Origin of the sequence: Pseudomonas sp. B6(2017), assembly GCF_002112765.1 — a bacterium.
GTDB classification, from domain to species: Bacteria; Pseudomonadota; Gammaproteobacteria; order Pseudomonadales; family Pseudomonadaceae; genus Aquipseudomonas; species Aquipseudomonas piscis.
Genome location: NZ_NEIQ01000017.1, coordinates 49691 through 76180, shown reverse-complemented (window position 1 = coordinate 76180; position 26490 = coordinate 49691). Strand labels below are relative to the sequence as shown.

Here is a 26490-nt window from a genome sequence, read left to right as displayed (position 1 = left end):
ATGATTGAGGTGGGGATGCCGGCTTTCGTCGGCATCCCGTGGTGCCGGGAAACATCCCTATTTTAGAAGATCATTGACGTCAGTGACCTGAATGGCAGTGACGGTGCCTTTCGCGCCATCGGCCCCATCGCCCCTGGTACCCAGGTTGATGGGATCGGGATATTCACCCGCAGCACCGGGCTGGCCGGGCTTGCACCATCCATTGGAGCCCGCCGCTCGACCTCCGGCACCATAGATGCCTCCCCGCCCGGGCATGCCGGCACTGCCACCCAGGCCACCTGCATTGACGATGTTCGCGTAGCTGAACAGCTCAAGCCCGGCTTGGGTCGAAACGATGACAATGTCCGCGCCGTTCCCACCGTTCCCGCCCTGGCCTCCCTGTCCTCCTTGCCCGGCATTGCCGCCGCGGCCGCCTCGACCGGGACCTTCCTTGCAGTCAAAAGCGCTGGTTGCTCCTTCCTTGCCAGGTGCTCCTTTGCCACCGTTGCCGCCCAGCCCTCCCTTGCCGCCACTGCCGCTGTTGATCCCCCTGACGATCAGGTTCAGGTTGATGAAACCGGGTTTTGGCTCTCCGTCGGGGCTGCTGATCTCGCCTGCGATGAGATAGATGACTGGCAGGTTCTTGCTTTCACCGTCCGTGCCCGGGCCTCCAGGCAGTCCCGGAGCACCCGGGTTGCCCTGCCTGTTGACTTCACCTGTGCCATTGGCGCCGTTGGGACCGGTGTCGCCGTCTCGCCCGTTCTGCACGGATGTATACCGGTCACGTTCTATCTTGGTGGGGCTGTTGGGTTTCAGGAACTTCCACTTCTTGGCTGCGATCACGATCCAGGGTGCCTCCAGTGACTTGAGCATCAGACGTGAGTCTTGCTGAAAGACCAGTTCATCGGCCTTCAGGATCTGCCCTGAAAAATTTTCCTCCCCCGACACGGGATAGATCGTGCGAGTCAGCGGTGCGTCTTTAATGGCTTTCGCGATTTCTGGTGGCAGTGCCTGCTCCAGTTTGGCGAAGTTCGAGAAAGTATTGGTTTCTTCTGCTAATACCCATTGACCAGACATCCACTGGCTCAATAGCAATGCCAGCAGAATCCTCGGTTGAAGAATGGCCATCATTTTTCTCCCCGGGCATGAAGTCATACATGCCCTCTGTGGTTCAAGTTGCAGTTGTGTCGATCTTTTTGATATGAGGTTTGCGATGAGGAAACACTGTCAGTGGTGATCCTCCAGCACTGACAGTGCATACGCATGGGTGTCTACTTGCTATCCAGCGGAATACTTACCCCTACGCCATAGCTGGTGTTGGACTGGGAACCTATTGTTCCATCGGGAATGGGAGCGCCTGAGCCGTTGACCGATGAACCGCCCGTTACGGTCGTGGAGCTGAATCCATTGATGGATGTTCCGCCATCGGTTGTGTAAATGGGCACGCTTGTTGTCTGGTTCACGATCTCCGTGCCACCGGGACCCGCTACGCCGTAGTTGGTGGTTGTGCCCAGATCATCTGCCGTTGCGGACAGAAGCGGCAAACATACCAGGAAGCCTGCTAAGTATTTCATCAGATGCTCCTTTCTTTTAACCGATCATCGTTAAGTAACTAACTCTCTCGCCGATCGGCAAGGTGGAGAGTAGAGGTAGTGCATTCGGGTTATATATTAAGTTTTGTCAGGTTGTAGGTTTGTTTGTGGTTACTATTTAAGAGCATGGGATAAAAAATTCCACTCTGCTTTTATTTGAAGTGAATTTTATTTTTTTGAATATTTTTTAGCTGCCGGCTAACTTGTTGAAAGTGTTAAGGGTTTCAGGTTTTAGTGGTGTTTTGTGCGTGAGGTCGATAAGGAAGGCTATAGGTCAAGGGTTTTTAAAAGTGAAATAATATATTTTGATGCATGGGATGGCTTGGGTAGGAACTTTGATTTTCAGTGTCGGATTTTATATACAAAGTTTTATTGCTTTTGTCGGTACCTTCTCGGGGGAGTAGATGCCAGTTGCATGGGGGCAGACTCGTCAATACCCGCTTAGGTATGTTGCAGGGTTGAAGCAACGGCTACTGATGGCCAGAAGTAGCTTTAGATGCATATTTGCTGGCACAGGCCGGTGGTCAGGGCGGCCTGTGATGGCCGGAGTGGGAAATGCTCGAGACCAGCTAGGCTTCGAGCAAGAGCGATGCAGGGTGCTGGATATCACGCAAGGAGCTGCCAATGACCGCTTTATCCTGGACCCAGGTCCGTGAAATGCCCGGCGAATCACTGGAGTTCGGCGCCGCCCATGTGCGTTGTGCCTGGCGCCGCCACACCCTGGCGGCGCACAAGTTCGCCAGCCTGGAGCATGCTTTCGTCAGCAGCCCCCACGCGCTGCCGAGGCTCTTGCAGGACGTGGGCGGCAACCCCAATGCCCGTCAGCACGAGGAGCGTGGAACAGCGGTGTTTGCCACGGTGTGGTACCCGACAGGGCAGTGGGCGATCTTGTGCGACGCGACCCGCGCCACCCTGGTGCCTCGCGCCGCAGTCGAGGCACTTGCGGCCTGCGGGCAACGCGATGACCGTGTTACCGAAGCGCTGCGGGTACTTTTTGCGGCAGCGCCGGCGAATCTTCTGCGGACGCTGGACGAGGCTTTTTATCATTTGAATATCGCGCGACCTACTGCCTGAAAGTTGCACCTGCCTGCCGATCAACGCGGTTAAATCGCACGTTGTTTCAAACACCGAAGTTGAAAGCGATGGATATTCTTGGCCGGTTGCCTGAATAGCGCTGTACCGAATGCAAAAGCCATGAGGGAAACATCAGGAAGGTGCCACTTTCCGGAACTTGGGTGATGCCAAAGCCCGCTGCCAGACAGTCCTTGATGCGCATGCGCAGTGCCGGGTTGTAAGTCGAGGCGATCATGCCCCTGGGGTCGATGAATTCGATATCGCCTCCCACCTGCAGTTGCTCTTCGCGCCCGCCGGTATCGACCCAGTAGACCCCGGACCAGAATGCCCCGGGATGCCCATGCAGTGCATTGGCATGGCCTGCCTGATTGACGTTGACCCAGGCGTTGATCTTCCACTCGAAGTTGGGTTCGACCAGGCCGTATTGTTCGCTGTGCACCGCAGTGAGTTGGCTGGCGAAGTCCTTGGCGAATTGCACCAGGGATTCGCAAGCCGTTCCTCCCCAGAGGTTGAAATCGCTCGCCGATTGCCAGCCGCCGTCGTTGCTGTGCTGCGTGCCGTGCAGGTCCTGGGCCATGCGGCTGTCGATCAGGGCCTTGAGTTGCACATTCAGCGCTTGGGCATCGGGGTGGCGCAGGCTCGCTACCGGCGTGGCGAACAGATGGCGGATATTGATCAGTTGCGGGTCCACGAGGGTGTTGGCGAAAGGCATGTAAATTCCATTTAAAGCGCCAGGATGGCTCTGGCTAGTTGCTGGTCCGAGAGTTGCGAGTCCCCCGTTACTTGGCGAATCCTGGCGAATGCCGCTTCAATGCGGCCCCCGCGAATATCGCCGTCACTGGCGACGAATGCCGCTGCGTCATCCTTGGCCGCCAGCACGATCTTGTCGTCCTTGAACGAGCCGCTAGTGCCTTTGGACGCACTCATGGTGAGGCTGACCGAAATATCGGTGGTCATGACGAAACTGGTGGCGTGGGCATGCATGCTCATCAGGCCACAAACAACACATAACAGGCGGGGAAAGTTTGGCCGTTTCATTGGATCTACGAAGGTTAAGTTGGGGTTAAATTCGGGGGTGAACCCTACCAACGGGTAACCTTCGGCAACCTCAGGGCTTTTGCTAAAGATTGTTAAAAAGTGCGATGGGCGGGTCTTTCTTGAACTTTGCAGGCAACTTTCAAGTTGCCCTCAACAGCCAGGAATTGATTATCGGCAACCGCCGCCTCGCGCGGCGAATTAAGTGCCGGATCGCCTATTTTCAGCGCTGTTGGCTGAGCGTTCACCGCCGCCTCTGCTGGTAGAGCAGCGGCGGGGCGCGGCAGCGGTTTCAGTCGGGGTAGGGGCTATGGCCTGGCGCCCAAGCGCTGCACCTCGGGGAACAGCTGGCCCAGGGTGCGGCGGGCCTGGGCCGCCTCCAGGTAGGCGTAGAGCAGGTCGGTCAGGTCTTCGAAGCCCAGGCGTCGGCCGTCGAGCATGGGATTGCACAGCCACAGGCGGACCCGCATGCCCGCCGCCACGCTCCGGGCGTTGGGCGCGGCCAGGGCCTTGAAGCCGGCCGGGGCCAGCTCTGGCGCGCGCTGGCCGGCGCTCACCGAGAACACCACGGCCAGGCTCAGGTGGCGCTGCTCCAGTTCGAAGGCATCGAAACAGGTCCAGGGCGTGGGTTCGGCGGCGTTGGCGAACTGCAGGCTGCCTGCGCTCAGTGCCAGCACCCGCTGGCCGTGGCGCCGGCGCAGGGCCTCGGCCCCCATCAGGCCGGCGAGCCCGGCGCCGAGCAGCAGCGCGCCAGGCCCCCAGAACAACAGCAGGGCCGAGTGCAACTGCCAGGCCGTGGGCAGGCTGGCCAACCAGCCGCCGATGGCCAGCAACAGCACCGAGAGCAGGGCCAGCAGGGCCGCCTGGCCCAGGCAGCGCTCATGAATCTCGCACTGGCCCTGGGGGCCGTCGGCGGCCGCTTGCAGTTGTTCCAGCAGCGCTTCCTTGCCGGCGTTATCCACGGCCTTGCAGCTCATCCAGTTGCTGCTGGGCGTTGGCGGCCTGGCAGTAGGCGTCCAGCAGGGCCGAGATGTCATCGACGCTGAGTTTTTGCCCGGCGCGCATCAGGCCGGCGGAGTGGATGCGGATCTGCGGTTGCGGGTCGCGCAGGGCCACGGCCTGGTTGCCGAACAGCTGGCGCACCGGGCGATGGCTGGGCAGCGGGGCGTCGGCGCGCAGGGTCAGTTGTTGCAGGGTTTGCAGCAGCTCGTCCTTGACCTGGATGTCCACCACGTCGGTGAGGTTGACCGGCGCGCTCAACGGCTCGGCGAACAACTGGCGCCGGGTCAGGCGCATGAAGACCTGCTGGCCGGCGTTGCGGTGCTGCCAGCTGACCACGGCGAACAGCAGGGTCAGGAACAGGCCGCAGAGCAGCAGGCCGGTCTTGCCCTGGTGCAGGCCCAGGGCCAGGGCGCCGAGGGACGCGAGGGTCAACAACGGGCCGAACACCTGGTAGCGGCGGGTGTTGGTGAACTCGCTCTGCTCGGGCACGCGCTCGATCACCTGTTGCAGCTCGGCGATCACTCGCTGGCGCTGGGCGGCCTGGGGATGCTCGGCCATGGGCGGGAGGGTGGAGTCGGGGTGTTGGGCATCGGTCATGGGGGAGCCTTGGATCAGGGGAGGGAACAAGCACGGGCTGCGCGCAGGAGCGCTCGCCCGCGTGAGGGTCATTGCGCCTTGAGGTAGTCGTTGAGGAAGGCCTGGGCATTGCCATAGCTGGACAGGTTGTCGTTATAACCCACCTTCAGCGGCTTGGCCTGGCCCGGCAGGTACAGCTCGCCATAGCCATCCTGGAGCACCAGCACCACGAACTTCTGGCCGTCGACCTGGGTGGAATAGCGCGTGTCGCGGGCGGTCTGTTCCACGTTCATTTTCTGGATGCGCATGTTCCAGTCGTGGTCGACGTCTTCCACCTGCACCAGCGCCTGGTTGGCGCTGCGCTCGCCGATGCGCAGGGTCCAGACCTTCACCCCATGCGGGCCGTTGTAGGCCACCATCTTGTCCGCCACCTGCGGACGTTCCTCGGCCTGGGCCATCCCGGCCACCAGGGCCAACGCCATGGCCCATGCGGCCGTCCATCGGCTATACAAGTGCATCCTTCACGCTCCTGAGAAATTGAAAAGGGGCAGCTATTGAAGTCGGCGCTGGCCGCGCTGCCAAGCACTGTGACCGTCGCGCACACTAAAAATGCCGTCGCTCACAAGTGGCGATGGGCAAAGTGTGAGTGGGTTACCATTGCCCCCCGCACACCAGGCAGTCATGGACACGCTTTACCGATGGAATGCTGGAACCCCTATCTCGACACCCAATTTCGCTTCGACCGGCCCGGCGCCCTGGCCCGTGCCGGGGTCTTCGATCCCACTGCCCGCCGAGTGATGGGCAGCGCCATCGGCCACTACCGCGCCCGCACCGTGCGCGCCCATGTGCAGTACTTCGACTGCAACCTGCAATTTCCCGAGCCGCTGCGCATCCACAAGGTGCTGCCAGACAGCCTGTGCATCGTCCAGGTGCTCGGCGGCCAGTGGCGGCACCGGGTCGATGGCCAGCTCAACCACTACACCCCCGGCGCGCCCCACGCCCTGGGCCTGAGCGAAACCATGGAAGCGGTGGACCAACTGCCCGCCGGCAGCCACGCCTGCCTCTCCGGGCTGCGCATCGCCGGGCATTACCTGCGCGAACTGGCCGAGGAAGACTCCAGCCTGCAACCCTTGCTCGGCCTGCTGGACGACGGCATGTGCTTCAGCGAATTCCAGCGCTGCCAGGCCCTGGGCAACCTGCTGCGACGGCTATACCAGTCGCCGTACCAGGGCGCCCTGGAGCGCCTGCACCAGGAGAGCCTGAGCCTGGCGGTGCTGGTGGAGCTGGCGGCGCACCTGCAAGGCCAGCGCCCCGGGCCACCGCCAACGGTACGTGGTCGCCTGGACCTGGCCCACGAAGCCCGGCGCCTGCTCGACGCCCAGCTGATCGAGCCGCCCGGCAGCCAGGCCCTGGCCCAGCAACTGGGCGTGGGGGAAACCACCCTGCGCCGGGCCTTCGTCCAGGTCTTCGGCCAGTCGATGCTGCAGTACCTGCGCCAGCAGCGCATGGAACTGGCCCGCACCCTGTTGCGCCAGGGCAAATGGCAAGTGGCGCAGATCGCCTATCGCCTGGGCTACGCCAACCCCGCCAATTTCAACCACGCCTATAAAGCCCACTTCGGCCATCCGCCAGGGGCGGAACGCGGCAAGCCCTAGTCTCTTGAGGATGACGAACCATGAGCAAATTGACTGCGCTGATCGCTGAAGCCAAGGCTGGCCTCTGTGTGCAGCAGAACATCCCCCAGGCCGCCTGGGAGGCCATCGCCCGGCAGTGTGGCGAGGCGGAAATCGTCGAGATCGAGGCGCGCATCGCTACGCTGACCGCCCAGCGTGAAGCGGTGGAGGAGTGGGATGGCGACACCCTGGATGACCTGTATTTCGCCATCGCCAACTTCACCCGCTTGTTGGCACTGGCCGTGGCCCATGGGCGCGGAGAGTGAGCGTGCCGGTTGACCGCGCAACGGATTAGTTCAAGGACAGCCTGAGTGAACGCCACACTTTGGCTGACGCACCCCAGGCGCCCGAGCCCACTCAGACAAAGTCCGCAGGCTCGAAGCGCTCGCTGGTATCCATGCGCACAAAGCGCAGGCCCAGCGTTTGCAGATGGGCCTCATACAACCCCTGGGCGCAATAGCTGATCAGCAAGCTGCGGCGGCGCGCGCCGCTGGGGTTCAGGCTGGCCCCATGCACCAGATCGGCATCGAACAGCAGAATGTCTCCCACAGCGCCCGAGAGCTGCACCGCATGGGACTCATCACTGAAATCAAAGGGCGCCAAAAGCTCCCCCGGGCGGTGACTGCCGGGCACGATGCGCGTGGCGCCATTGGCCGGTCCATAGTCATCGAGATAGACCAGGGCAATGGCCCGATCCCCGAGGCGCTGCTCCGACAGATCCCGATGCAGCGCCTGATGACCGCCCCCCGGCAACGGCTCGCGGCCCTCCACCTGAGCCAGAAAAAAACGCTCCCCAATCAACTCGCCGGCCACCGCCAGCACCGCTGGCAACCGGCAGACCGCCTGCACCCGCGCATCCAGATCCACCAGCGCATGACGCCAATCGTGGCCCCGAGGCACCGGCCATTGCTGCGGTGCAATCACCCCCGCCTCGAGCGTGGCCCGCAACTCATCCAGCCAGTTGGCGGGTACCGCCTGGCGCAGCAACTGGTAGCCGTTTTGATGGAGTTGTTCGCGGTCGATCATGAGGGGGCAGATGTCCTTATCCGGGCAGGGGCAGAGCATAACGGCTCGCCTATCCGAGCGACATAACCCGCTAAGGTTTAGTGGTTGCCGGACCCTAAGCAGAGCGCCTAGCCTGCTGCGGTCGCTGCAAAATCAGCGACCGGGCCTGAGAACCCGATCAGATACAGGCACATTGTTGATCAGGAGTTTCAATCATGTTTGCCGGTCATCTGTCTGAAATTTACTGCTATTCCTTTCGCCTTGCTCCGCTCAAAAACCTCTGCTGCCAGACCCTGGCGGGAGGTGCACGATGAGCCATTCAAACTCAATCAAAACCCAGGGTTTTGTCACCTTTGGCCAATGTGCCGATCCTGAACTAACGTTGTTTCGCGTCAATGCGGATGTGCCTTTGCAGCAGGCGCTGGAGCAGGCTTCGACGCTGTTGTACTACGCCCAGAAGTTAGCGCTGGATGCGGCTATGGAAGAGCAGGGGGAGCGGTATGCGTGGGCTGCGTACTTTTTGGCGGAGATGGGGAAGGCGGTGATTGATGATGCGGGGTTGGGGCTGCCTGAGGGGAGGAGGTGGGGTGGTGAGTTCAAGCTAGGGGAGGCGCGGAGCGGATAAATACTGTCGATGCTAGGCAGCAAGTGATGTTGTTTCGCAGTTGAGGTAGCTATTCGGCCAACATTAGGAGCTGGCTGTGTAGGTACCAAAATTGCTACTACATAATCCTCTCCCTAGAGTCTGATGTCGCGGTCACGCCGTTGAGTAAATAGCGTTATTTTCTTTTATTCAGTTTGGTCTAGAGTAAGTAAAACGATGTTCAACCAACCAAGGAGACAGAGCATGCGAGCACCGTTCGAAATGACTGAGGGCTTGGTTCGTCTTCGTAAGATTTTAGAAGAATTTCCTGTAGAGAGCCCATTCTGGAGCGAAGCTAATAATCGTTTCCAGTTTGTCGATAGGTTATTGATGGAATGCCTTGGTTGGGAGCGTCCGCATATAAAAGTTGAGCTTTTAGATGAGCTGAATGGAAAGGCGGATTATACTTTGGGTATGCCGATTAAGGCGATACTCGAGGCAAAAAAAGAGGCAATTAAATTTAATATACCTCCTTCAGGTTCAGCCAGTGCAGTTCGAAAGATCCAACCTCTGATTACATCCTCTAAAAGTTTTAAGGAGGCAGTAACTCAAGTTATTCCGTATTGCGCAATTCATGGGGCGCAGATAGCTATCGTTTGTAACGGACCTCAGTTGGCAATATTTCAAGCTATATCTCCTGGCTTTCCCCCTCTCGAAGGAGAGTGCTATTTTTTTAATGGCTTTCAAGCCTATATAGATTACTTTTCTCTGCTGTGGAAATTGCTTTCTCCAGAGGGTATCAATGAAAATTGTGCCAATCGAGATTTAGCTCTGCATCGTAATCCACGTATACCGCCAAAGGCATCTACAGTAATAGCAGAGCCTTTCAAATATCGTTATCGAAGCGACTTTCAAGAAAATCTGAGGTCGCTTTCCTCTCTGTTGTTAGAAGAGATTGAAGATAATCCAGATTTGAAATCTGATTTTTATAAGGAGTGCTATATTGGGGTTGAAGCAAATAATCGTCACTTGTTGCTGAGCAAAAATATTATTGCTGCACGTTATCGGCGCGCCGGGGAACAAGGTGTCGCACCATCAGCTTTAGATGAGATTACTGGGGTGGATGATAATGGTAATTTGCGAATTAGTGATCCGGCTCTACTCGGAAAAATGGGCTCGCGTCCGATAGTGGTAATAGGTGATGTTGGAGTAGGGAAAACATCTTTTTTTGAAAACTTATTTGAGAGTCTTTCGAGTAGTGATAAAGCGAGCACTTACTTTCTTAATATAAATTTAGGGATTAAGGCGACTTTGAGTTCTGATATAAAGTCGTATATTTTAAATGAAATGCCAAGAGTCCTGAAGGTGAAGTATGATGTGGATATTAATTCGGTGGCCTTTGTTAATGCGATTTATCATAGGGATCTGATAGATTTTGATAGTACGGTTAACGGAGAACTGAAGGATTTAAATCCACAGCAGTATAATCTTGAGCGCGCTAAGTTTCTGTCAGAAAAAATAGACCAGAAAGATATGCATCTCCAGGCATCTTTAGGGCACCTTTCTCGAGGCAGAGGAAAGCAAATAATACTGGTTCTAGATAATGCAGATCAACGATCTTTTGAAGTTCAGCAGGAAACATTTTTAATTGCTCAAGAGTTTGCTGCCTCTCGGAATTTATCAGTGTTCATAGCTTTGAGGCCTAGTACTTTTTATCTGTCTAAAACAACAGGTGCGCTATCCGCTTATCAAAATAAAGTATTGACAATTTCACCCCCGCCAGCCGATGAGGTTGTTCAAAAACGTTTAGTGTTTGCCGTTCGGGTAGCAGAAGGAAAAGTAGCTCCTGCTTCTTTACAAGGTATAAGATTGAACCTGAAAAACGTAGTTTTTTTTCTCAGTGCTACATTGAGGTCGATTAGGTCCAGCGACTCAATTAAACAGTTTCTCAGCAATGTGACTGGTGGTAATACTCGCTCGGTTATTGAATTGATTACTGGTTTTTTTGGTAGCCCTAATGTCGATTCTCAAAAAATAGTAAAGATCGAAGCGGAAAAGGGCGGATACAAAATTCCATTACATGAGTTTACAAAACACAGTTTGTTGGGCGAGTACGCATATTTCAATGCTCAATCGTCCTTTGTTGCCTGTAATGTATATGACGTTGTGAGTGCCGCTGATCCTCGTGAGCATTTTTTAGCATGCTTGATAGTCGCATATCTTAGTTCAAATGTCGGGGTTGTCGATAATGATGGCTTTGTAAGTGGTAGGAACATAATCACAGAGTTTTTGCGGCAGAACTATATTGAAGATCAAGTTAATAGGGTTTTGAAAACTCTAGCATCAAAAAGGTTGATTGAAACTCCGTATGCTCACTATCGTGAAATTCAAGTTTCAGAGCAAGAGCGCCCTGATCAACTCCACTACAGGGCAACTTCAGTTGGGATCTATCATGTGCGTCACTGGGCGGGCTCCTTTGCTTTTTTGGACGCAATGTCTACTGATACTCCTATTTTTAGTGAGGGCGTGCGGGATATTGTCTGTCAGTTGGCATCCTCTTTTTCGATAAGTGATAGGTACAAAAAAACTTTTGCTTTTAGAGAGTATTTAAAGGAGCAGTGGCTGCTATCTAGTATTGGTGTGAGTTATTTTGATTTTACAAGTCTTCTTAATGATCAGGAAAATTCGTTTCTAACGGTGCAAAGGCATATGGAAGGTCGGTCAGTATATCGATAGTTGTTTGGAGTGTGGATGTTTTGGGTGTGTTGAGTCTCGTTTTTTAGTTTGGGGCTTAAGGAGGGTTAAGTTTTTGGTTAATATAATTTTTGGTAAGTGTTTTTTGAAGGGGTACGGGTCTTGCGTTATTGATATGTTTTTAATTAACTTGATTGAGTTTTTGTCAAAAAATTTGGTGTTAGTGAAAGTTTGTTTTTAATGGGTTTGACATTGTTCAAAAATATGGTCGTATTGAATGGGTGGCTATTTTTTATGTAGGGTGCTCTTTAAGTCATGGCCTGCAATATCGATGGCGATTAGGTGACGTGATATTAAACTCGGGTGGCGGAGGAAGTTAAAGCGTCAGCGGCGTTATCACTCACAACACCACCGCATCCTCTTTTCTAAGGTTCCCATATTTATGCGGCTCCTGACTGGAAAAGTTCGTCAGTCTGTTTGTTGTTGGTGTCACACTGTTAAGTTCCAATTTTCCAAGTGTTTCTTGCGGTTTGTGTGTTCTGTTACGGTCTTGGTAGAAGTGTCTGGTTCCTAATTCTCAAAGTGGGTATAGGTGATTAAACTACTTTGTGGGTGTAATTCTAAGTTGAGAATTTGGTCGTCATGCAAATGATTGCTTCAGCTGGGGCAGGCAGTCTGTTTCTACTGTAAATTGTCAAGTCTCTTGAGTTTTTTTCTCTTTTAGCCCAATCTGGTATCCGTATTAGCACAACTAGAACAGTAATTAGACAGGTTTCGAATGGCTAAATGTTACCTCTGCGGTTATGTCAAGCCGCTTTTGCAATCGCACTCAATTCCGAATTCATATTTTAAAGCCATATTTAGAAAAAATAATGGAAAAGGAATATTGCTTAGTTCACAGGGTGATCCGGATCATAAAGCTAGCGATAGCGGAGACTGGGAGTTACTTTGCGAAGATTGTGAGCGTGAAATAAATGAAGGTTGCGAGAAATACGTGATCAATAGATTTAGATTCAAAAAGAATGCTGAGGAGTTCGAGCGCTCGATCAGGTTTGATGATGTGGTCTGCGCTAAGGTTGTAAGATTTTGTATTGCGATTCTCTGGCGGGCATCCATCTCTCCAGCAGTTTTGTTTCGGGGTTTCAAGTTGGGGCGTGATTTGGAGTTGGTGTTTAGGGAGTATTTAAAAAGCAATCTGAACTGTATTGATGAGAAACTTTTCTCTATATATATTTATAAGTTATTTGATCCTGCGGATGCTCTTAATAAGCTTGATGATTCCTTCGTTCTAGCGCCGGTAACGCATAAAAGAAAAAATTATGATCTTCATCAGTTTGTTGTTGAGGGATTTCTTTTTAATGTGGCTATCCCTGGTCTTAGGAGTAAAGAGAGGAGGAGTATTAATCTCGTAAAGTCGTGTAATAGCTTTATAATTACCCCGCGACGATCTTGGTTTGAAGAGAAGGAGCTGGCGGCTTTTTTGGCATTAAATGTCTATCGGGAGCGTCAAAATCTCTAGCTTTATTTGGTAACTATTTTTAAAAGGTTCGAGAGAGCAGCGGGTTGTGCATTATTGAGCAAATTGGAATTGTTTCAATTTGCTTATCTGGTTCTCTCGCGTCTGTGTTTAGTTGGTGCTAGCCCTTCGGTTAGTACCCTGCTGTAGCATCAACCTGTGCTGTTATATTTCGATGTATATATATTTCTCGCTTCGTGTCGCCGTTGTACAGCTCAATTTCCTCCTATACAACAATTCCTCAAAACGTCGGCGGCGTAATCACCCACAACACCACCGCATCCTCTTCCCCAGGGTTCCCATACTTATGCGGCTCTTGGCTGGAGAACCTGAAGCTGTCCCCCTCGCTCAGCTGGAAATAGCGCTCGCCCACCCACAGCTCGAAGTTCCCCGACAGCACATACCCGGCTTCTTCGCCCTCATGGCTGTAACTCTCCTTGCTGTAGGTGCCCGGGGGAAAGCGTGAGTGCAAGAATTCCAGTTGCTGGGTCGGTTGCGGGGTCAGCAGTTGGTCGACGATGCCGTTTTCGTAGTTCACCTGCAGCCGCTGTTTCTTGCGCACCACGTAGCCCTGGTCTTCGGGGGCGGTCTGGGTTTCGCTGGCGAAGAACCACTGGATGGTCACGCCCAGGCTGCGGGCGATGTTGAACAGGGCGGGGATGGAGGGGTAGGCGAGGTTGCGTTCCAGCTGGCTGATGTAGCCGGCGGTGAGTTCGCTCTGCTGGGCCAGTTCGCTCAGGGTCAGGCCGCGGCGTTTGCGCAGGCCGCGGATGCGCGTGCCAAGGAACTGCGGGCCGCCGGGGGCCTGGTGGTCGCCGCCGGGCTCGGGCAGGTGGCTCGCGGGCGGCGTCTTGCTGCTTTGGGTCATGGCGGGCTCCAGGCTTGGAAGGCGGGCGCGTCCCAGCGCCCGTCCTGCAAAAGCCCTGGAGTATAAAGCAGCCTCAAAGCGCCCAGGCGACTTTCAAGCCTTCGTGGATGGCTTCTTCGACGGTGCGCGGGGCCAGGCAGTCGCCGATGCGCTGGAAGGCCATCAGACCCTTGAGTTGCTCGCCCAGGTCGTCCACCGGCTGGTGGCCCTGGCACAGCACCAGGCTGTCGACGTTTTCCAGCAGCATCGGCTCGCCGCTGGCGGTGTGCTGCAGGTACACGGTGTTGTCGTCGCAGCCGTAGAGGCGGGCGTAGGGGATGATCGGCAGCCCCAGCTTGTGCAGTTCGCCGGCCAGTTGGTCGCGCACGTACAGCGGCAGGCTTTCGCCGCAGTGGGTGCCGTTGACCGCCAGTTGCACCTGGTGCCCGGCGCGCAGCAGGCGCTCGGCGATGCCCGGGCCGATCCAGTCGCAGCGCCAGTCGGCCACCACCACCGAGCGCCCGAGCTGGACCTCGTCGCGCAGCACTTGCCAGGCGTCCACCACTTGCAGCTCGCCGGCGCGCTCGAAATGGGGCCAGTAGGGGCGGGCGCCGGTGGCGATGATCACGTGATCGGGCTGTTCGCGCTCCACCAGGGCGCGATCGACCCGGGTGTTGCGCACCACCTCGACCCCGGCCAGTTGCATTTCCCGTTGCAGGTTGGTGCTGGCGCCGCCGAATTCGCTGCGCCGGGGCAGCAGTTGCGCCAGCAGCACCTGGCCACCGAGCTGGGAGCCGGCTTCGTAGAGGGTTACCTGGTGGCCGCGCTGGGCGGCGACGGCGGCGGCCTTCATGCCCGCCGGGCCACCGCCCACCACCAGGATGCGCTTGCGCTGTTGGGCCGGCCGAGCCTGGGCGTACAGCAGTTCGCGGCCGGTTTCCGGGTGCTGGATGCAAGAGATCGGCAGGCCCTTGTGGAAGTGGCCGATGCACGCCTGGTTGCAGGCGATGCAGGCGCGCACGTCGTCGACCCGGCCGCTGTCGCTCTTGTTGGGCATTTGCGGATCGCAGATCAGCGCCCGGGTCATGCCGCACACGTCGGCCTGGCCTTTGGCGAGGATGGCCTCGGCTTCCTGGGGCTGGTTGATGCGCCCGGTGACGAACAACGGGATTTGCAGCGCGGCCTTGAAGGTCCCGGCTTCGCGGGCCAGGTAAGCCGCTTCCACCGCCATGGGCGGGACGATGTGCACGGCGCCGCCGAGGGAGGCCGAGGTGCCGGCGACGATGTGCAGGTAGTCCAGTTGGTCTTGCAGGTGTTGGGCGGCGGCCAGGGACTCGTCCTCGGTCAGGCCCTCGGGGTCGCGTTCGTCGGCGCTGATGCGCAGGCCGATGATGAAGTCGTCGGCGGTGCTGGCGCGCATGGCCGCCAGCACCTCGCGGATAAAGCGCAGGCGCTGCTCCAGCTCGCCGTTGTAGCCGTCGCTGCGGCGATTGACGCGCGGGTTGAGGAACTGCGCCGGCAGGTAGCCGTGGCTGGCCACCAGCTCCACGCCGTCCAGGCCAGCCTGGTGCAGGCGCCGGGCAGCGTCGGCGTAACCCTGGATGATCGCGTCGATCATCTCCTGGTCCAGGGCCCGGGGCATGACCCGGAAGCGCTCGTTGGGCACGCCCGAGGGGGCATAGGCCACCGCCAGCAGGCCGTCGGCAGACTCCATGATCTCGCGCCCCGGATGAAACACCTGGGACAGCACCAGCGTGCCGTGGGCATGGCAGGTCTCGGCCAGGCGCCGGTAGCCGTCGATGCAGGCATCGTCGGTGGCCATCAGCACATGGCTGGTGTAGCGCGCACTGTCGTGGACCCCGGCCACCTGCAACACGATCAGCCCGGCCCCGCCTTCGGCCCGGGCCCGGTGGTAGGCGATCAACTGCTCGTTGACCAGGTTGTCGGTGGGCATCGAGGTGTCGTGGCCGCTGGACATGATGCGGTTCTTCAGGCGCTTGCCACGGATCTGCAACGGCGCGAAGAGGTGCGGGAAGGCGGTGGTCATGGCGCGGGCTCCAGGCTGGCCAAGGGCAGGGCGATGCCTTGGCGTTGTTATTGTTTGTCTATAAAAATTTACCGGTAGTAAAAAATCAACTTGTTTTTTTACTGATCCTTGCAGTAGCTTCGATTGGCGCCCCAGCCTGCGGGGCGCCCCTCACAACAATAAAAAAGGGCCGTGCCGGAGCTGTCCGGCAGGGCACCGTCACGAGGAATCACCGATGAAAGCGCTCACCCGCAAGCATGGTTGTTCGTTCCTGGCCCTGAGCCTCGCCCTGGCATTGGGCCTGGACAGTGCCCGGGCAGCCCCCGACATGGTCGTGGTGGGGTACGGCGGAGCCGGCCAGAAAGCCCAGGATGTGGCGTTGTTCCAACCCTTTGCCAAGGCCGATGGCAGCAAGCTGATCCAGAGCGAGTACAACGGCGAGATGGCGCGGATCAAGGTCATGGTCGACACCGGCAACGTCGATTGGGACGTGGTGCAGATCGAAGGTCCGGACCTGATGCGCGGCTGCGACGAAGGCATGTACGAACCCCTGGACTGGAAGGCCCTGGGCCACGCCGACGAGCTGATCGCCGATGCCGCCCAGCCCTGTGGCTCGGCTGTGCTGGTGTGGAGCGTGGCCATCGCCTACGACCGCAACAAGCTGGCCAGGGCCCCGGCCTCCTGGGCCGATTTCTGGGACGTCAAGCAGTTCCCCGGCAAGCGCGGCCTGCGCAAGCGCGCGGTGTACAACCTGGAGTTCGCGCTGCTGGCCGATGGGGTCAAGGTCGAGGACGTGTACAAGGTCCTGGCCACGCCTGAGGGGGTGGAGCGGGCCTTCGCCAAGCTCAGCCAGCTCAAGCCGTACATCCAGTGGTGGGAGGCCGGGGCGCAGCCAGCGCAGTGGCTCAGCGCCGGCGATGTGGTGATGACCTCGACCTACAGCGGCCGCATCGCCGCGGCCGCCCAGGACGGCGCGCCCCTGGCCGTGGTCTGGCCCGGCAGCCTGTATGGCATGGATTACTGGGCGATCATCAAGGGTTCCAGGCACGTGGCCCAGGCCAAGCGCTTCATTGCCTACGCCAACCGCCCCGAGGCCCAGGTCGACTATGTGCGCGCCATTCCCTACGGCCCCACCAACACCCTGGCCGCGGCCCGGCTCGACCCGGCGCTGGCCCAGTGGGTGCCGACCTCGGAGCAGAACCTCAAGGGCGCCCTGGCGATGAACGTGGAGTTCTGGGTCGATCATGGCGAGGAGCTGGAAGAGCGCTTCAACGCCTGGGCCAGCAAGTAACCCCAACGGGCTGGACGTCGGCGGACGTGCGGCCCTATCGTTTGCCAGCCCAACAGCCTGGAGGACTCCAATAATGAACAAGATCGTGCCCAGCCCCCACGCCCTGACCGAGCGCAGCGCCACCGAGCAGCGCCTGCGCGAAGAGCTGGCGGCCTGCTACCGCCTGATCGCGCACTTTCGCATGACCGATTTGATCTTCACCCATATCTCGGTGCGCCTGCCCGGGCCCGAGCATCACTTCCTGATCAACCCCTACGGGCTGATGTTCGAGGAAATCACTGCCTCCAACCTGGTGAAGATCGACCTCGATGGCCAGGCCGTGGAGCCTTCGCCGTACCCGGTGAACCCGGCGGGGTTTCTGATCCACAGCGCCATCCATGGCGCTCGCGATGATGCCCAGTGCGTGCTGCACACCCACACCAAGGCCGGTTGCGCGGTGGCGGCGCTCAAGTGCGGCCTGCTGCCGGTGAACCAGATATCCATGGAGTTCTATGGCCGGGTGGCCTACCACGACTACGAAGGCGTGGCCCTGGACCTGGCCGAGCAACAGCGGCTGGTGGCTGACCTGGGCGACAAGAGCGTGCTGATGCTGCGCAACCACGGCCTGCTCACCGTGGGCGAAACCGTCAGCCAGGCATTCTTGCGCATGTATTACCTGGAGAAGGCCTGCGAGATCCAGTTGGCGGCCCAGGCGGCGGGGGAGATCGTGCTGCCACCGGACGCGGTCTGCGCCCACACCGAGCGCCAGTTCAACGACCCGGGCCGGCCGTTGCAGGAGGGCGAACTGAGCGACCCGGACGCCATGCAACTGGCCTGGGCCGCGCTGCTGCGCCTGCTCGAGCGCATCGCCCCCGACTACCGCGATTGACCCTCCACCCCAGCGGCCGCAACACCAAGCACCGCAGCGCGGCAGGCAAACCGTGGATAACGATTGGCGGCTAGTGCCGAGCCGTGCGCAGCCTGCGACAGCGGCCACACGAGGCCTTAGCCGCTGTCGAGCGCAGCGAGGCTGCGCCAAGGCCCGCAGGGCCTTCAGCGATCGATCGGCCAACACCGTCCCGGCACCGCTGGGAATCTGGCCAGTTCACAAAGGCTTGTTGTACAGTCGTTCAACTGTCATTTCCCGCCATTGCCAAGGAGTCATGCCCCATGAACCAGCAAGCGCGCTTTTCCCGCCTGGAACCCGGGTTGCGCAAGGCCGAGCTGATCGAGGCGACCCTGACCTGCCTCAAGCTCCACGGTTTCCAGGGCGCGTCGATCCGCAAGATCAGCGCCGAGGCCGGGGTCTCGGTGGGGCTGATCAGCCATCACTATTCCGGCAAGGACGAGCTGGTGGCCGAGGCCTATCGCTCGATTACCGGGCGGGTCATGAACCTGCTGCGCGAAGCCATGGACCAGGCCGCGCCGGCGCCCCGGGAGCGTTTGTCGGCGTTCTTCCGGGCCTCGTTCTGCGCCGAACTGCTGGACCCGCAACTGCTGGACGCCTGGTTGGCGTTCTGGGGCGCGGTGAAGACCGCCGAGGCGATCAACCAGGCCCACGACCATTCCTACGCCGAATACCGCAACGAACTGGCCGGGCTCCTGGCCAGCCTGGCCGGGGACCAGGCCTGGGCCGACTTCGACGCGGACCTGGCGGCCATCAGCCTCAGCGCCTTGCTCGACGGCCTGTGGCTGGAGTCCGGGCTCAACCCCGGGACCTTCAGCCCGCAGCAGGGCGTGCAGATCTGCGAAGCCTGGGTCGAGGGCGTGCTGGCCAGCCAGGGGCGGGGCTTTCGCCAGCCGACATAGGGCTGTTGATCGGTTGTTCAGTAATGGCTAGGCTGCTGCGCACAAGGCGACACCTCTAATAAAAATAATCAGGAACACAGGCGATGACTCCTCGGGTATTGATCGTCGACGACGATCCGTTGATTCGCGAACTGCTCCAGGCCTATCTGTCCCAGGAAGGCTACGACGTGCATTGCGCCGCCACGGCGGAACAGGCCGAGAGCTTCCTCGACCAGCACACGGTCGATCTGTTGATGCTCGATATCCGCCTGCCCGGCAAGGACGGCCTGACCCTGACCCGCGAGCTGCGGGTGCGCTCGGAGGTGGGGATCATCCTGATCACCGGGCGCAACGACGACATCGACCGCATCGTCGGCCTGGAATGCGGCGCCGACGACTACGTGATCAAGCCCCTCAACCCCCGCGAGCTGGTGTCCCGGGCCAAGAACCTGGTCCGCCGCGTGCGCCATGCCCGCCAGCCGCCAGCGCCGGCCAGCCATCCCAGCCCGATCAAGCAGTTCGCCGACTGGGCCCTGGACACCGACCGCCGCCGGCTGATCGACGCCCGGGGCGGCGAGACCCTGCTGACCCACGGCGAATACCAGCTGCTCAGCGTGTTCCTGCGCAACAGCGGCCACACCCTCAGCCGCGACCAGTTGATGGACCAGATCCGCAACCGCGAGTGGGTGCCCAGCGACCGTTCCATCGACGTGCTGGTGGGCCGCTTGCGGCGCAAGCTGCATGACGACCCGGCCGAGCCGGAGCTGATCATCACCATCCACGGTGCCGGCTATCTGTTCACTGCCAGCGTGGCCGCCTGAGGTGCTGCGCCGCGCCTGGGCCCTGGGGCTGATGCTGCTGGCCGGCGCGGCGCTGGCCGAGCCCCGGCCGACCCTGAAATATTGCGACTACCCGGTGTACCCGCCGATCTCCTGGAGCGACGGCAGCCAGGTGCGCGGCCTGGCCCCGAGCCTGGTGCGCCAGGTGCTGGGGGACTTGGGCTACCAGGTGCAGGTGGTGGTGCTGGGCAACTGGAAGCGCTGCCTGCTGGATGCGGCCGCCGGCCGCGTGGACGTGGTGCTGGCCTACCGCACCGGCCAGCGCCAGCAGGGGTTGCGGTTCTCCCGGGTGCCGGTGCTGCGCGAGGAGGTGGCGCTGTTCGTCAACCGCCGCCACTTGCCGCGCTTCCAGCAGTTGCAAGACCTCACCGCCTATCGCGGCGGCCTGCTGTTCGGTGAGAGCTACGGCCAGGATTTCGACCGTGAGGTGGTGCAGCACGGCAACATCGAGTGGGTGTCCAGCAGCGTGCAGAACTTCGGCAAGCTGATCCGCCAGCGCATCGATTTCATCCCTCACGAGCGGCGTACCGGGCAGTTGTTCATCGAGCGCCTGCCGGGCGCCGAGGACATCGTCGCCTTGCCCCAGGCGATCAGCGTCGACTACCTGCGCCTGGCGGTGTCGCGCCAGTCGCCCTTGGCGGCGCGCATGGACGAGATCGACGCGCAGTTGCAGCGCCAGGTCGACAGCGGCGCGGTACAGCGCTGGCTGGACCAGAGCCAGGCCGACTACCGCGCCATGCTCAAGGCCCAAGCCGGTGCGGCGCCATGATTGGCCCACGGCCCGGCGGCCTGCTGCGGCGCCTGTTGCTGTTCATCCTGCTGTTCAGCCTGTGCTTCACCGTGCTGGCCAGCGCCGTGCAGCTGTACTTCGAATACCGCCGCGAGATGCGCGACATCGACAGCCGCATGGAGCTGATCCGCGCCGGTTACCTGGGCAGCCTGGAGCGCAACCTGTGGGACCTCAACCAGGAACAGCTGACGGTGCAGTTGCAAGGCCTGGTGGACTTTTCCGATGTGGCCCGGGTGCACCTGCTCAGCAGTGATTTCGACCTGCAACAGGGCAGTGCCGAGCTGATCGGGCCTTTGCGGGTGGAGCGCTTCGCCCTGAGCTACCAGCCGCCGTCCGGGCCGCGTCGCGAGCTGGGGGAGTTGCAGGTCAGCACTGACCTGGGGGCGGTGTACCGGCGCCTGTACACCACCGGGCTGGCCAGCCTGCTGTGGATGAGCGTGTTTCTCTGCGGCCTGGCGGTGGCGCTGTCCGGGCTGTTCTATCGCCTGGTCACCCGGCACCTGCAAGTCATGGCCGAATTCGCCCGCCGCGTGGCCGGCGGCGACTTGCAGCAGCCGCTGCACCTGGACAAGCGCCAGCACCCGAGCGGCGATGAGATCGACACCGTGGCCGGGGCCCTGGACGACATGCGCCGGGCGATTCTCGATGACATCCAGCGCCGCGAGCAGGACCGCCAGGCCCTGCAGGACAAGCGCGACGAATTGCAGAAAATGGTCCAGCGCCGCACCGCCAGCCTGATGCACGCCAAGGACGAGGCCGAGGCGGCCAACCTGGCCAAGTCGCGCTTTTTGGCCACCATGAGCCACGAACTGCGCACGCCGTTGAACGGCATCCTCGGCATGGCCGAACTCTTGCGCGGCGCGCCGCTTGCGCACCAGGACCGCCAGCGTTTGCAGGCCCTGCACAAGGCCGGCGAGGGCCTGCTGACGATCCTCGACGAGGTGCTGTCCTTCGCCCGCCTGGAGGAAGGGCAAAGCCGCCCGGAGGCCCGGGATTTTTCCTTGCGCCAGTTGCTGGAGGAGGTCAGCACACTGCTCGAACCCCGGGCCCGGGAGCACGGCACGCAGTTGCAGGTGCACGTCGACCCGCGCTTGGCCCCGGGGCAGCATGGCGCCGAGCAGTACCTGCGCCAGGTGCTGAGCAACCTGCTGGCCAACGCCATCCGCTTTACCGAAGGCGGCTGGGTGCGGGTCGAGGTCCAGGTGCTGGAGGACGGACCACAACGGCAACGGCTGCGCTGCTCGGTAGCCGATAACGGCATCGGTATCGCGGCCTCGATGCGCGACAAGATCTTCGAGCGCTTCGTCCAGGCCAGCGACGCGGTGAGCCGGCGCTATGGCGGCACCGGCCTGGGCCTGGCGATCTGCAAGCACCTGGTGCAGCAACTGGATGGGCGCATCGGCGTGGACAGCGAGCTGGGGCAGGGCAGTCGTTTCTGGTTCGAGCTGGCCCTGGGGGTCGGCCTGGGGCTGCCGGCGCCACCGCCGGTCGCGGCACCGGTGCCGGGGCTGAAGATCCTGGTGGTGGAGGACGTGGCGCTCAATCGCGAGGTGGCCCAGGGCTTGCTGGAGCGCGACGGCCACCAGGTGTGGCTGGTGGAGGACGGCGAGGCGGCGCTGGAGCTGTGCCAGCGCCTGGGCTTCGATTTGTTGCTGCTGGACGTGCAACTGCCGGGTATCAGTGGCATCGAGCTGTGCCGCGAACTGCGCCGGCGCCCGGGGCCCAATCGCCAGGCGCGGATCTTCGCCCTGACCGCCAGCGTCCAGCCGGCCCTGGTGCGCAGTTACCTGGAGGCGGGGATGCAGGGCATCCTCGGCAAGCCCTTGCAGATGGACAGCCTGCGCCAGGTCCTGGCCACTGCGGAGCAGGCCAGCGAGGAATTGGCGGCGCCAGCCCGGAGCGCCGAGGGCGTGCTCGACCAGGAACTGCTGGACACCCACCGCAGCCTGCTGGGGGAGCAGAAGTTGCAGGGGCTGTTCAAGGTCCTGGCGAGCACCCTGGACCAGCAACGGCCGTTGCTCGATGACGCCCTGGCGGCGGCCGACAGTACCCACGTGCAGCACCTGGCTCACCGCCTGGCCGGCAGTGCCGATTCCCTGGGCTTTTGCGAACTGGCCCGGGTGCTGCGGGCGCTGGAGGATGCGGCGGGGCAGTCCGGCGTCGCGGTAATGGCCGCCCAGGTACCACACCTGCAGCAGGCCTGGCAGCGGGCGCGCAGGGCCCTGGAACAACTGCTGGCGGCCTGACGTACAAAAACCTTACGACTTTTTACATCTTCGATCTTTTGCTTCAACGCGAACTTACATGGCTTTCCAATAATCGGTCGAGCCGCGCCCGCCGCGGCCTTCGAAGCTTATTGGAGATAATAATAATGAACCGCCTGCAAGCTGCTGCCCCATCCCGTCGTACCCCTTCCCAGCGCGCCCTGCGCCTCACCGACTGCTGAGGTGCGCCGTGACGACCACTACTGAACGCAAAGGCATCCAACTGACCCGGGCCTTGAAGAGCCGGCACATCTTCATGTTGTCCCTGGGAGGGGTGATCGGCACCGGGCTGTTCATGGGCTCCGGGGTCACCATCAACCAGGGCGGCCCCTGGGGGGCGATCCTGTCCTACCTGGTGGCGGGCTTCCTGATGTACCTGGTGATGGTCTGCCTGGGTGAGCTGTCGGTGCAGATGCCGGTGTCCGGCTCGTTCCAGGCCCACGCCACGAAGTACATCGGCCCGGCCACCGGCTTCATGATCGGCTGGGTCTATTGGATGAGCTGGGCCACCACCGTGGGCCTGGAGTTCACCGCGGCGGGCATGCTCATGCAGCGCTGGTTCCCCGGGGTACCGATCTGGTACTGGTCGGCGTTTTTCGTCGCCTTGCTGTTCGGCATCAACGCCCTGGCCACCCGCGCCTTCGGTGAGGCCGAGTACTGGTTCGCCGGGATCAAGGTGCTGGCGATCCTCAGCTTCATCGTGGTCGGGGTGCTGGTGATCTTCGGCGTCATCGACCTGCCCGGTGGCGCCCCGGCGCCGATGTTCGACAACCTCACCGGCGATTCGCTGTTTCCCAACGGCCTGCCGGCGGTGTTCGCGGTGATGATGACCGTGGTCTATGCCTTCCAGGGCTGCGAGATCATGGGCGTGGCAGCGGGGGAGACCGACCAGCCGGAAAAGAGCATTCCACGGGCGGTGCGCAACGTGGTGTTCCGAGTGCTGATCTTCTACGTGCTGGCGGTGATGGTGCTGGCGGCGATCATTCCCTGGCAGCAGGCCGGATTGGTGGAGAGCCCGTTCGTCCAGGTGTTCGACATGGTGGGCATTCCCTATGCCGCGGACCTGATGAACTTCGTGATCCTCACGGCGATTCTCTCGGTGGGCAACTCCGGGCTGTACGCCTCGACCCGCATCCTCTGGGCCATGTCCAAGAGCGGCATGGCGCCCAAGGCGCTGTCGCCCCTGAGTAAGCAGGGCGTGCCGCTGCGGGCCCTGGCGATCACCCTGTGCTTCGCCCTGATCTCGCTGATGACCAGCTTCATCGCCGCCGACACCCTGTTCATGGTGCTGATGGCGGTGAGCGGCATGGCCGGCACCGTGACCTGGATCGTCATCGCCCTGGCCCAGTACCGCTTCCGTCGCCAGTTCCTGCGCGAGGGCGGGCAATTGGAGCAGCTCAAATACCGCGCGCCGTGGTTCCCCCTCGTGCCGCTGCTGTGCATCGTCCTGTGCAGCTCGCTGTTCGTGTTCCTGGCCCTTGATGAAACCCAGCGCCCATCCTTGTACTGGGGCTTGGGTTTCATCGCCCTGTGCTACGGCGCCTACTACCTGGTGAACCGCAAGCGCCAGGCCCAGCCATTGGCCGCCGCCACCTGATAGCCGAAGGCCCTGCGGGCCTTGGCGCAGCCTCGCTCCGCTCGACAGCGGCTACAGGGTTTTGTAGCCGCTGCCGCAGGCTGCGTACGGGGGCGCAGTGGCCGCAAGGTCTGCATCTTTACCGGGTTGTAGTGGCTTGTTCGAAGTTGTAACAGCCGCTCGGTCACAAATCGTTCAAATCACTATTTATTCAATAAAAACAACAGGATGGATAGGTAATCCGGCCCTGGTCGGCGTACCCCTCGAGCAATTGCCGTCTTGTTGAACAGTCGTTTAGCATGGTTCGCAACTCACCTCCCTCATGCCAAATACAATCATTCGAGGACGCCCATGAGCACTTCATCGTCGCTGCTTTGCCAGATCGAGGCGGGTATCGCCTGGATCACCCTCAACCGCCCGGACCAGCGCAATGCCCTGGACATTCCCGGCCTGCGCCAATTGCACGGCTTGCTCGAGCGCTGCCAGGACGACCCGGCGGTGCGGGTGGTGGTGCTGGGCGGCAGCGGCCGCAGTTTTTGCGCCGGCGCCGACCTGGCCGAATGGGCCGAAGCCGAAGCCCGGGGCGCCCTGGAAAGCTACGGCTGGACCGAAACCGCCCACGCCCTGATGAGCTGCCTGCACAGCCTGGACAAACCCACCATCGCCGCCATCAACGGCACGGCCGTGGGCGCCGGCATGGACCTGGCGCTGTGCTGCGACCTGCGGGTTGCGGGGCAGTCGGCGCGGTTCAAGGCCGGCTACACCGGCATGGCCTATTCGCCGGATGCCGGTGCCAGCTGGCACCTGCCAAGGTTGATCGGCAGCGAGCAGGCCAAGCGCCTGCTGTTCCTCGATGAGCTCTGGAGCGCCGAACGTGCCCTGGCCGCCGGGCTGGTGGGCGAGGTCTGCGCCGACGAGCAACTGCACGCCACCGTCAGCGAACTGGCCGGCCGCCTGGCCAACGGCCCGACTTTCGCCTTCGCCCAGACCAAGCGCCTGCTGCGCGAAAGCGCCGAGCGCGACCTGCCCGCGCAACTGGCCGCCGAACTGGCCGCCGGCTTGCTGTGCGGGCGCAGTGCCGACGGCGCCGAGGCCCTGCGCGCGGCGACGGAAAAACGCCCGCCACGCTTTATCGGTCGCTGAGCCGCGACCCAATCCACTTATTTCGCACCGTCAACCCGCCACAGGTAGCGCCATGAACTTCCAACTCAGCCAAGAACAAGAAATGTTGGTCGATGCAGTCCGCAGTTTTGTCAGCAAGGAGTTGCTGCCCCACGAAGAAGCGGTGGACCGCGCCGACGAGGTCCCGGCGGAACTGGCCGCAGAGATTCGCAACAAGGCCGTCGCCGCTGGTTTTTATGCCTTCAACATGCCCGAGGAGGTCGGTGGCGGTGGTCTCGATTACCTGTCCCAGGCGCTGATCGAGCGCGAGCTGGCCAAGTGTTCCTGGGCCCTGCATGTGTTCGTCGCCCGGCCGTCGAAGATCCTCATGGCCTGCACCGGCTCGCAGATCGGCGACTACCTGCTGCCTTGCGTGCAGGGCAAGAAGATCGACTGCTTCGCCCTCACCGAACCCGGCGCCGGCTCCGATGCCAATGCGATCAAGACCCGCGCCGTGCGCGAGGGCGGCGACTTCGTGATCAACGGCGCCAAGCACTTCATCAGCCACGCCGGGCATGCGGATTTCGCCATCGTCTTCGCCGTCACCGGCACCTACGAGCACAACGGCCGCCAGCGCAATGCCGTGACCGCATTCCTGGTGGACCGCGACACCCCGGGCCTGACCATTCGCCGTGGCCCCAAGTGCGTGAGCAACCGTGGCTACCACACCTTCGAGATGTTCTTCGACGACTGCCGGGTGCCGGCCCACCAGGTGCTGGGGGAGGTGGGCAAGGGCTGGGAGGTGGCCAACGCCTGGCTCACCGCCGGTCGGGTGATGGTCGCGGCCAACTGCGTGGGCCAGGCGCAGCGGGCGCTGGATGCCTCCCTGCAATGGGCGGCGGACCGCAAGCAGTTCGGCCAGGCCATCGGCAGCTACCAGGGGGTGTCGTTCAAGCTGGCGGACATGGCCACGCAGATCCGCGCCGCCGAGCTCTTGACCCTGCACACCGCCTGGAAGATGGACCAGGGCAGCATGACCGACGGCGAGGCCGGCATGGCCAAGCTGTTCGCCAGCGAAGTGCTGGGCAAGGTGGCCGACGAGGCGGTGCAGATCTACGGCGGCATGGGCCTGATGGACGAAGGCCCGGTGGAGCGCATCTGGCGCAACGCGCGGATCGAGCGGATCTGGGAGGGCACCTCGGAGATCCAGCGGCACATCATTTCCCGTGAACTGCTGCGGCCGTTGCTGCGCTGAACCGC

Annotated in this window: 25 protein-coding genes; 15 read left to right on the top strand and 10 right to left on the bottom strand. The window is 60.8% G+C overall.

Annotated features, from left to right (window positions below; translation table 11 throughout):
- Positions 1 to 57 precede the first annotated feature (57 nt).
- Both CAG11_RS25875 and CAG11_RS33360 read right to left on the bottom strand, forming a co-directional pair.
- Positions 58 to 1107, bottom strand: a complete 1050-nt coding sequence (locus CAG11_RS25875; RefSeq protein WP_143494763.1) for a hypothetical protein — start codon at positions 1105 to 1107, stop codon at positions 58 to 60.
- Positions 1108 to 1250: 143 nt separating this feature from the next.
- Positions 1251 to 1553 (bottom strand): hypothetical protein, encoded by a 303-nt coding sequence (locus CAG11_RS33360; protein WP_143494761.1) that lies wholly within the window; start codon positions 1551 to 1553, stop codon positions 1251 to 1253.
- Between the two features lie 642 nt (positions 1554 to 2195).
- Between CAG11_RS33360 and CAG11_RS25870 the strand changes: the two genes are divergently transcribed.
- A complete protein-coding gene (locus CAG11_RS25870) occupies positions 2196 to 2645 on the top strand; it encodes a hypothetical protein (protein WP_085598752.1) in 450 nt (149 codons plus the stop codon).
- 46 nt (positions 2646 to 2691) lie between these two features.
- Here the strand turns inward: CAG11_RS25870 and CAG11_RS25865 are convergent, their stop codons facing one another.
- The 5 genes from CAG11_RS25865 to CAG11_RS25845 form a co-directional block, all read right to left on the bottom strand.
- Positions 2692 to 3357 (bottom strand): TIGR02466 family protein, encoded by a 666-nt coding sequence (locus CAG11_RS25865; protein ID WP_085598750.1) that lies wholly within the window; start codon positions 3355 to 3357, stop codon positions 2692 to 2694.
- 11 nt (positions 3358 to 3368) lie between these two features.
- Positions 3369 to 3683 carry a DUF2388 domain-containing protein gene (locus CAG11_RS25860; protein ID WP_085598857.1) on the bottom strand — a complete coding sequence of 105 codons (315 nt, stop codon included), beginning with the start codon at positions 3681 to 3683 and terminating at the stop codon, positions 3369 to 3371.
- 305 nt (positions 3684 to 3988) lie between these two features.
- Entirely contained in the window at positions 3989 to 4657 is a 669-nt protein-coding gene (locus CAG11_RS25855) for a hypothetical protein (RefSeq protein ID WP_177409201.1), read from the bottom strand.
- Entirely contained in the window at positions 4635 to 5279 is a 645-nt protein-coding gene (locus CAG11_RS25850; RefSeq protein WP_085598746.1) for a hypothetical protein, read from the bottom strand. Before CAG11_RS25850 ends, CAG11_RS25855 begins: the two co-directional genes overlap by 23 nt.
- A gap of 68 nt (positions 5280 to 5347) precedes the next feature.
- A complete protein-coding gene (locus CAG11_RS25845) occupies positions 5348 to 5776 on the bottom strand; it encodes a hypothetical protein (protein WP_085598744.1) in 429 nt (142 codons plus the stop codon).
- Between the two features lie 180 nt (positions 5777 to 5956).
- Between CAG11_RS25845 and CAG11_RS25840 the strand changes: the two genes are divergently transcribed.
- Together CAG11_RS25840 and CAG11_RS25835 are read left to right on the top strand one after the other, a co-directional pair.
- Entirely contained in the window at positions 5957 to 6913 is a 957-nt protein-coding gene (locus tag CAG11_RS25840; RefSeq protein ID WP_085598742.1) for an AraC family transcriptional regulator, read from the top strand.
- 20 nt (positions 6914 to 6933) lie between these two features.
- Complete coding sequence (locus CAG11_RS25835) at positions 6934 to 7197, top strand: hypothetical protein (protein WP_085598740.1); 264 nt, start codon at positions 6934 to 6936, stop codon at positions 7195 to 7197.
- A 91-nt stretch (positions 7198 to 7288) separates the two neighbouring features.
- On the opposite strand, the gene CAG11_RS25830 is transcribed toward CAG11_RS25835, so the two are convergent.
- The gene (locus tag CAG11_RS25830) at positions 7289 to 7957 is read right to left on the bottom strand and encodes a phytanoyl-CoA dioxygenase family protein (RefSeq protein ID WP_085598738.1); all 669 of its coding nucleotides are present in this window, start codon (positions 7955 to 7957) and stop codon (positions 7289 to 7291) included.
- A 289-nt stretch (positions 7958 to 8246) separates the two neighbouring features.
- Between CAG11_RS25830 and CAG11_RS25825 the strand changes: the two genes are divergently transcribed.
- The 3 genes from CAG11_RS25825 (at position 8247) to CAG11_RS33350 (ending at position 12732) form a co-directional block, all read left to right on the top strand.
- Positions 8247 to 8561 (top strand): DUF3077 domain-containing protein, encoded by a 315-nt coding sequence (locus CAG11_RS25825; protein WP_085598736.1) that lies wholly within the window; start codon positions 8247 to 8249, stop codon positions 8559 to 8561.
- A gap of 222 nt (positions 8562 to 8783) precedes the next feature.
- Positions 8784 to 11255: a hypothetical protein gene (locus tag CAG11_RS25820; protein ID WP_085598734.1), complete on the top strand. Its 2472-nt coding sequence runs from the start codon at positions 8784 to 8786 to the stop codon at positions 11253 to 11255.
- A gap of 736 nt (positions 11256 to 11991) precedes the next feature.
- Entirely contained in the window at positions 11992 to 12732 is a 741-nt protein-coding gene (locus tag CAG11_RS33350) for a hypothetical protein (RefSeq protein WP_143494759.1), read from the top strand.
- A 238-nt stretch (positions 12733 to 12970) separates the two neighbouring features.
- Here the strand turns inward: CAG11_RS33350 and CAG11_RS25815 are convergent, their stop codons facing one another.
- Both CAG11_RS25815 and CAG11_RS25810 read right to left on the bottom strand, forming a co-directional pair.
- On the bottom strand, positions 12971 to 13597 hold the full coding sequence (locus CAG11_RS25815) for a helix-turn-helix domain-containing protein (RefSeq protein ID WP_085598732.1): 627 nt from the start codon (positions 13595 to 13597) through the stop codon (positions 12971 to 12973).
- A 73-nt stretch (positions 13598 to 13670) separates the two neighbouring features.
- Complete coding sequence (locus tag CAG11_RS25810) at positions 13671 to 15623, bottom strand: FAD-dependent oxidoreductase (RefSeq protein WP_085598730.1); 1953 nt, start codon at positions 15621 to 15623, stop codon at positions 13671 to 13673.
- 214 nt (positions 15624 to 15837) lie between these two features.
- Between CAG11_RS25810 and CAG11_RS25805 the strand changes: the two genes are divergently transcribed.
- The 9 genes from CAG11_RS25805 (at position 15838) to CAG11_RS25765 (ending at position 26485) form a co-directional block, all read left to right on the top strand.
- Positions 15838 to 16893, top strand: a complete 1056-nt coding sequence (locus CAG11_RS25805; protein WP_085598728.1) for an ABC transporter substrate-binding protein — start codon at positions 15838 to 15840, stop codon at positions 16891 to 16893.
- A gap of 73 nt (positions 16894 to 16966) precedes the next feature.
- A complete protein-coding gene (locus tag CAG11_RS25800; protein ID WP_085598726.1) occupies positions 16967 to 17761 on the top strand; it encodes a class II aldolase/adducin family protein in 795 nt (264 codons plus the stop codon).
- Between the two features lie 281 nt (positions 17762 to 18042).
- Positions 18043 to 18681, top strand: a complete 639-nt coding sequence (locus CAG11_RS25795) for a TetR family transcriptional regulator C-terminal domain-containing protein (RefSeq protein WP_085598724.1) — start codon at positions 18043 to 18045, stop codon at positions 18679 to 18681.
- Between the two features lie 83 nt (positions 18682 to 18764).
- Positions 18765 to 19481: a response regulator gene (locus CAG11_RS25790; protein WP_085598722.1), complete on the top strand. Its 717-nt coding sequence runs from the start codon at positions 18765 to 18767 to the stop codon at positions 19479 to 19481.
- A 1-nt stretch (position 19482) separates the two neighbouring features.
- Complete coding sequence (locus CAG11_RS25785; protein WP_022644051.1) at positions 19483 to 20268, top strand: ABC transporter substrate-binding protein; 786 nt, start codon at positions 19483 to 19485, stop codon at positions 20266 to 20268.
- Positions 20265 to 22535 (top strand): ATP-binding protein, encoded by a 2271-nt coding sequence (locus tag CAG11_RS25780; protein WP_085598720.1) that lies wholly within the window; start codon positions 20265 to 20267, stop codon positions 22533 to 22535. Before CAG11_RS25785 ends, CAG11_RS25780 begins: the two co-directional genes overlap by 4 nt.
- Before the next feature lie 274 nt (positions 22536 to 22809).
- Positions 22810 to 24150 carry an amino acid permease gene (locus CAG11_RS25775; protein WP_177409135.1) on the top strand — a complete coding sequence of 447 codons (1341 nt, stop codon included), beginning with the start codon at positions 22810 to 22812 and terminating at the stop codon, positions 24148 to 24150.
- A gap of 330 nt (positions 24151 to 24480) precedes the next feature.
- Entirely contained in the window at positions 24481 to 25272 is a 792-nt protein-coding gene (locus CAG11_RS25770; RefSeq protein WP_085598717.1) for an enoyl-CoA hydratase/isomerase family protein, read from the top strand.
- A 52-nt stretch (positions 25273 to 25324) separates the two neighbouring features.
- A complete protein-coding gene (locus CAG11_RS25765; protein WP_085598715.1) occupies positions 25325 to 26485 on the top strand; it encodes an acyl-CoA dehydrogenase family protein in 1161 nt (386 codons plus the stop codon).
- Positions 26486 to 26490 lie beyond the last annotated feature (5 nt).

Excerpts from the sequence above, each read along its gene's own strand:
- CAG11_RS25840 (WP_085598742.1), top strand. The coding sequence starts at position 5,957 with ATGGAATGCTGGAACCCCTATCTCGACACCCAATTTCGCTTCGACCGG.
- CAG11_RS25795 (WP_085598724.1), top strand. The coding sequence starts at position 18,043 with ATGAACCAGCAAGCGCGCTTTTCCCGCCTGGAACCCGGGTTGCGCAAG.
- CAG11_RS25865 (WP_085598750.1), bottom strand. The coding sequence starts at position 3,357 with ATGCCTTTCGCCAACACCCTCGTGGACCCGCAACTGATCAATATCCGC.
- CAG11_RS25765 (WP_085598715.1), top strand. The coding sequence starts at position 25,325 with ATGAACTTCCAACTCAGCCAAGAACAAGAAATGTTGGTCGATGCAGTC.
- CAG11_RS25770 (WP_085598717.1), top strand. The coding sequence starts at position 24,481 with ATGAGCACTTCATCGTCGCTGCTTTGCCAGATCGAGGCGGGTATCGCC.
- CAG11_RS25855 (WP_177409201.1), bottom strand. The coding sequence starts at position 4,657 with ATGAGCTGCAAGGCCGTGGATAACGCCGGCAAGGAAGCGCTGCTGGAA.
- CAG11_RS25845 (WP_085598744.1), bottom strand. The coding sequence starts at position 5,776 with ATGCACTTGTATAGCCGATGGACGGCCGCATGGGCCATGGCGTTGGCC.
- CAG11_RS33350 (WP_143494759.1), top strand. The coding sequence starts at position 11,992 with ATGGCTAAATGTTACCTCTGCGGTTATGTCAAGCCGCTTTTGCAATCG.
- CAG11_RS33360 (WP_143494761.1), bottom strand. The coding sequence starts at position 1,553 with ATGAAATACTTAGCAGGCTTCCTGGTATGTTTGCCGCTTCTGTCCGCA.
- CAG11_RS25815 (WP_085598732.1), bottom strand. The coding sequence starts at position 13,597 with ATGACCCAAAGCAGCAAGACGCCGCCCGCGAGCCACCTGCCCGAGCCC.
- CAG11_RS25810 (WP_085598730.1), bottom strand. The coding sequence starts at position 15,623 with ATGACCACCGCCTTCCCGCACCTCTTCGCGCCGTTGCAGATCCGTGGC.
- CAG11_RS25875 (WP_143494763.1), bottom strand. The coding sequence starts at position 1,107 with ATGGCCATTCTTCAACCGAGGATTCTGCTGGCATTGCTATTGAGCCAG.
- CAG11_RS25775 (WP_177409135.1), top strand. The coding sequence starts at position 22,810 with ATGTTGTCCCTGGGAGGGGTGATCGGCACCGGGCTGTTCATGGGCTCC.
- CAG11_RS25870 (WP_085598752.1), top strand. The coding sequence starts at position 2,196 with ATGACCGCTTTATCCTGGACCCAGGTCCGTGAAATGCCCGGCGAATCA.
- CAG11_RS25805 (WP_085598728.1), top strand. The coding sequence starts at position 15,838 with ATGAAAGCGCTCACCCGCAAGCATGGTTGTTCGTTCCTGGCCCTGAGC.
- CAG11_RS25860 (WP_085598857.1), bottom strand. The coding sequence starts at position 3,683 with ATGAAACGGCCAAACTTTCCCCGCCTGTTATGTGTTGTTTGTGGCCTG.
- CAG11_RS25830 (WP_085598738.1), bottom strand. The coding sequence starts at position 7,957 with ATGATCGACCGCGAACAACTCCATCAAAACGGCTACCAGTTGCTGCGC.
- CAG11_RS25790 (WP_085598722.1), top strand. The coding sequence starts at position 18,765 with ATGACTCCTCGGGTATTGATCGTCGACGACGATCCGTTGATTCGCGAA.
- CAG11_RS25825 (WP_085598736.1), top strand. The coding sequence starts at position 8,247 with ATGAGCCATTCAAACTCAATCAAAACCCAGGGTTTTGTCACCTTTGGC.
- CAG11_RS25800 (WP_085598726.1), top strand. The coding sequence starts at position 16,967 with ATGAACAAGATCGTGCCCAGCCCCCACGCCCTGACCGAGCGCAGCGCC.
- CAG11_RS25780 (WP_085598720.1), top strand. The coding sequence starts at position 20,265 with ATGATTGGCCCACGGCCCGGCGGCCTGCTGCGGCGCCTGTTGCTGTTC.
- CAG11_RS25850 (WP_085598746.1), bottom strand. The coding sequence starts at position 5,279 with ATGACCGATGCCCAACACCCCGACTCCACCCTCCCGCCCATGGCCGAG.
- CAG11_RS25835 (WP_085598740.1), top strand. The coding sequence starts at position 6,934 with ATGAGCAAATTGACTGCGCTGATCGCTGAAGCCAAGGCTGGCCTCTGT.
- CAG11_RS25820 (WP_085598734.1), top strand. The coding sequence starts at position 8,784 with ATGCGAGCACCGTTCGAAATGACTGAGGGCTTGGTTCGTCTTCGTAAG.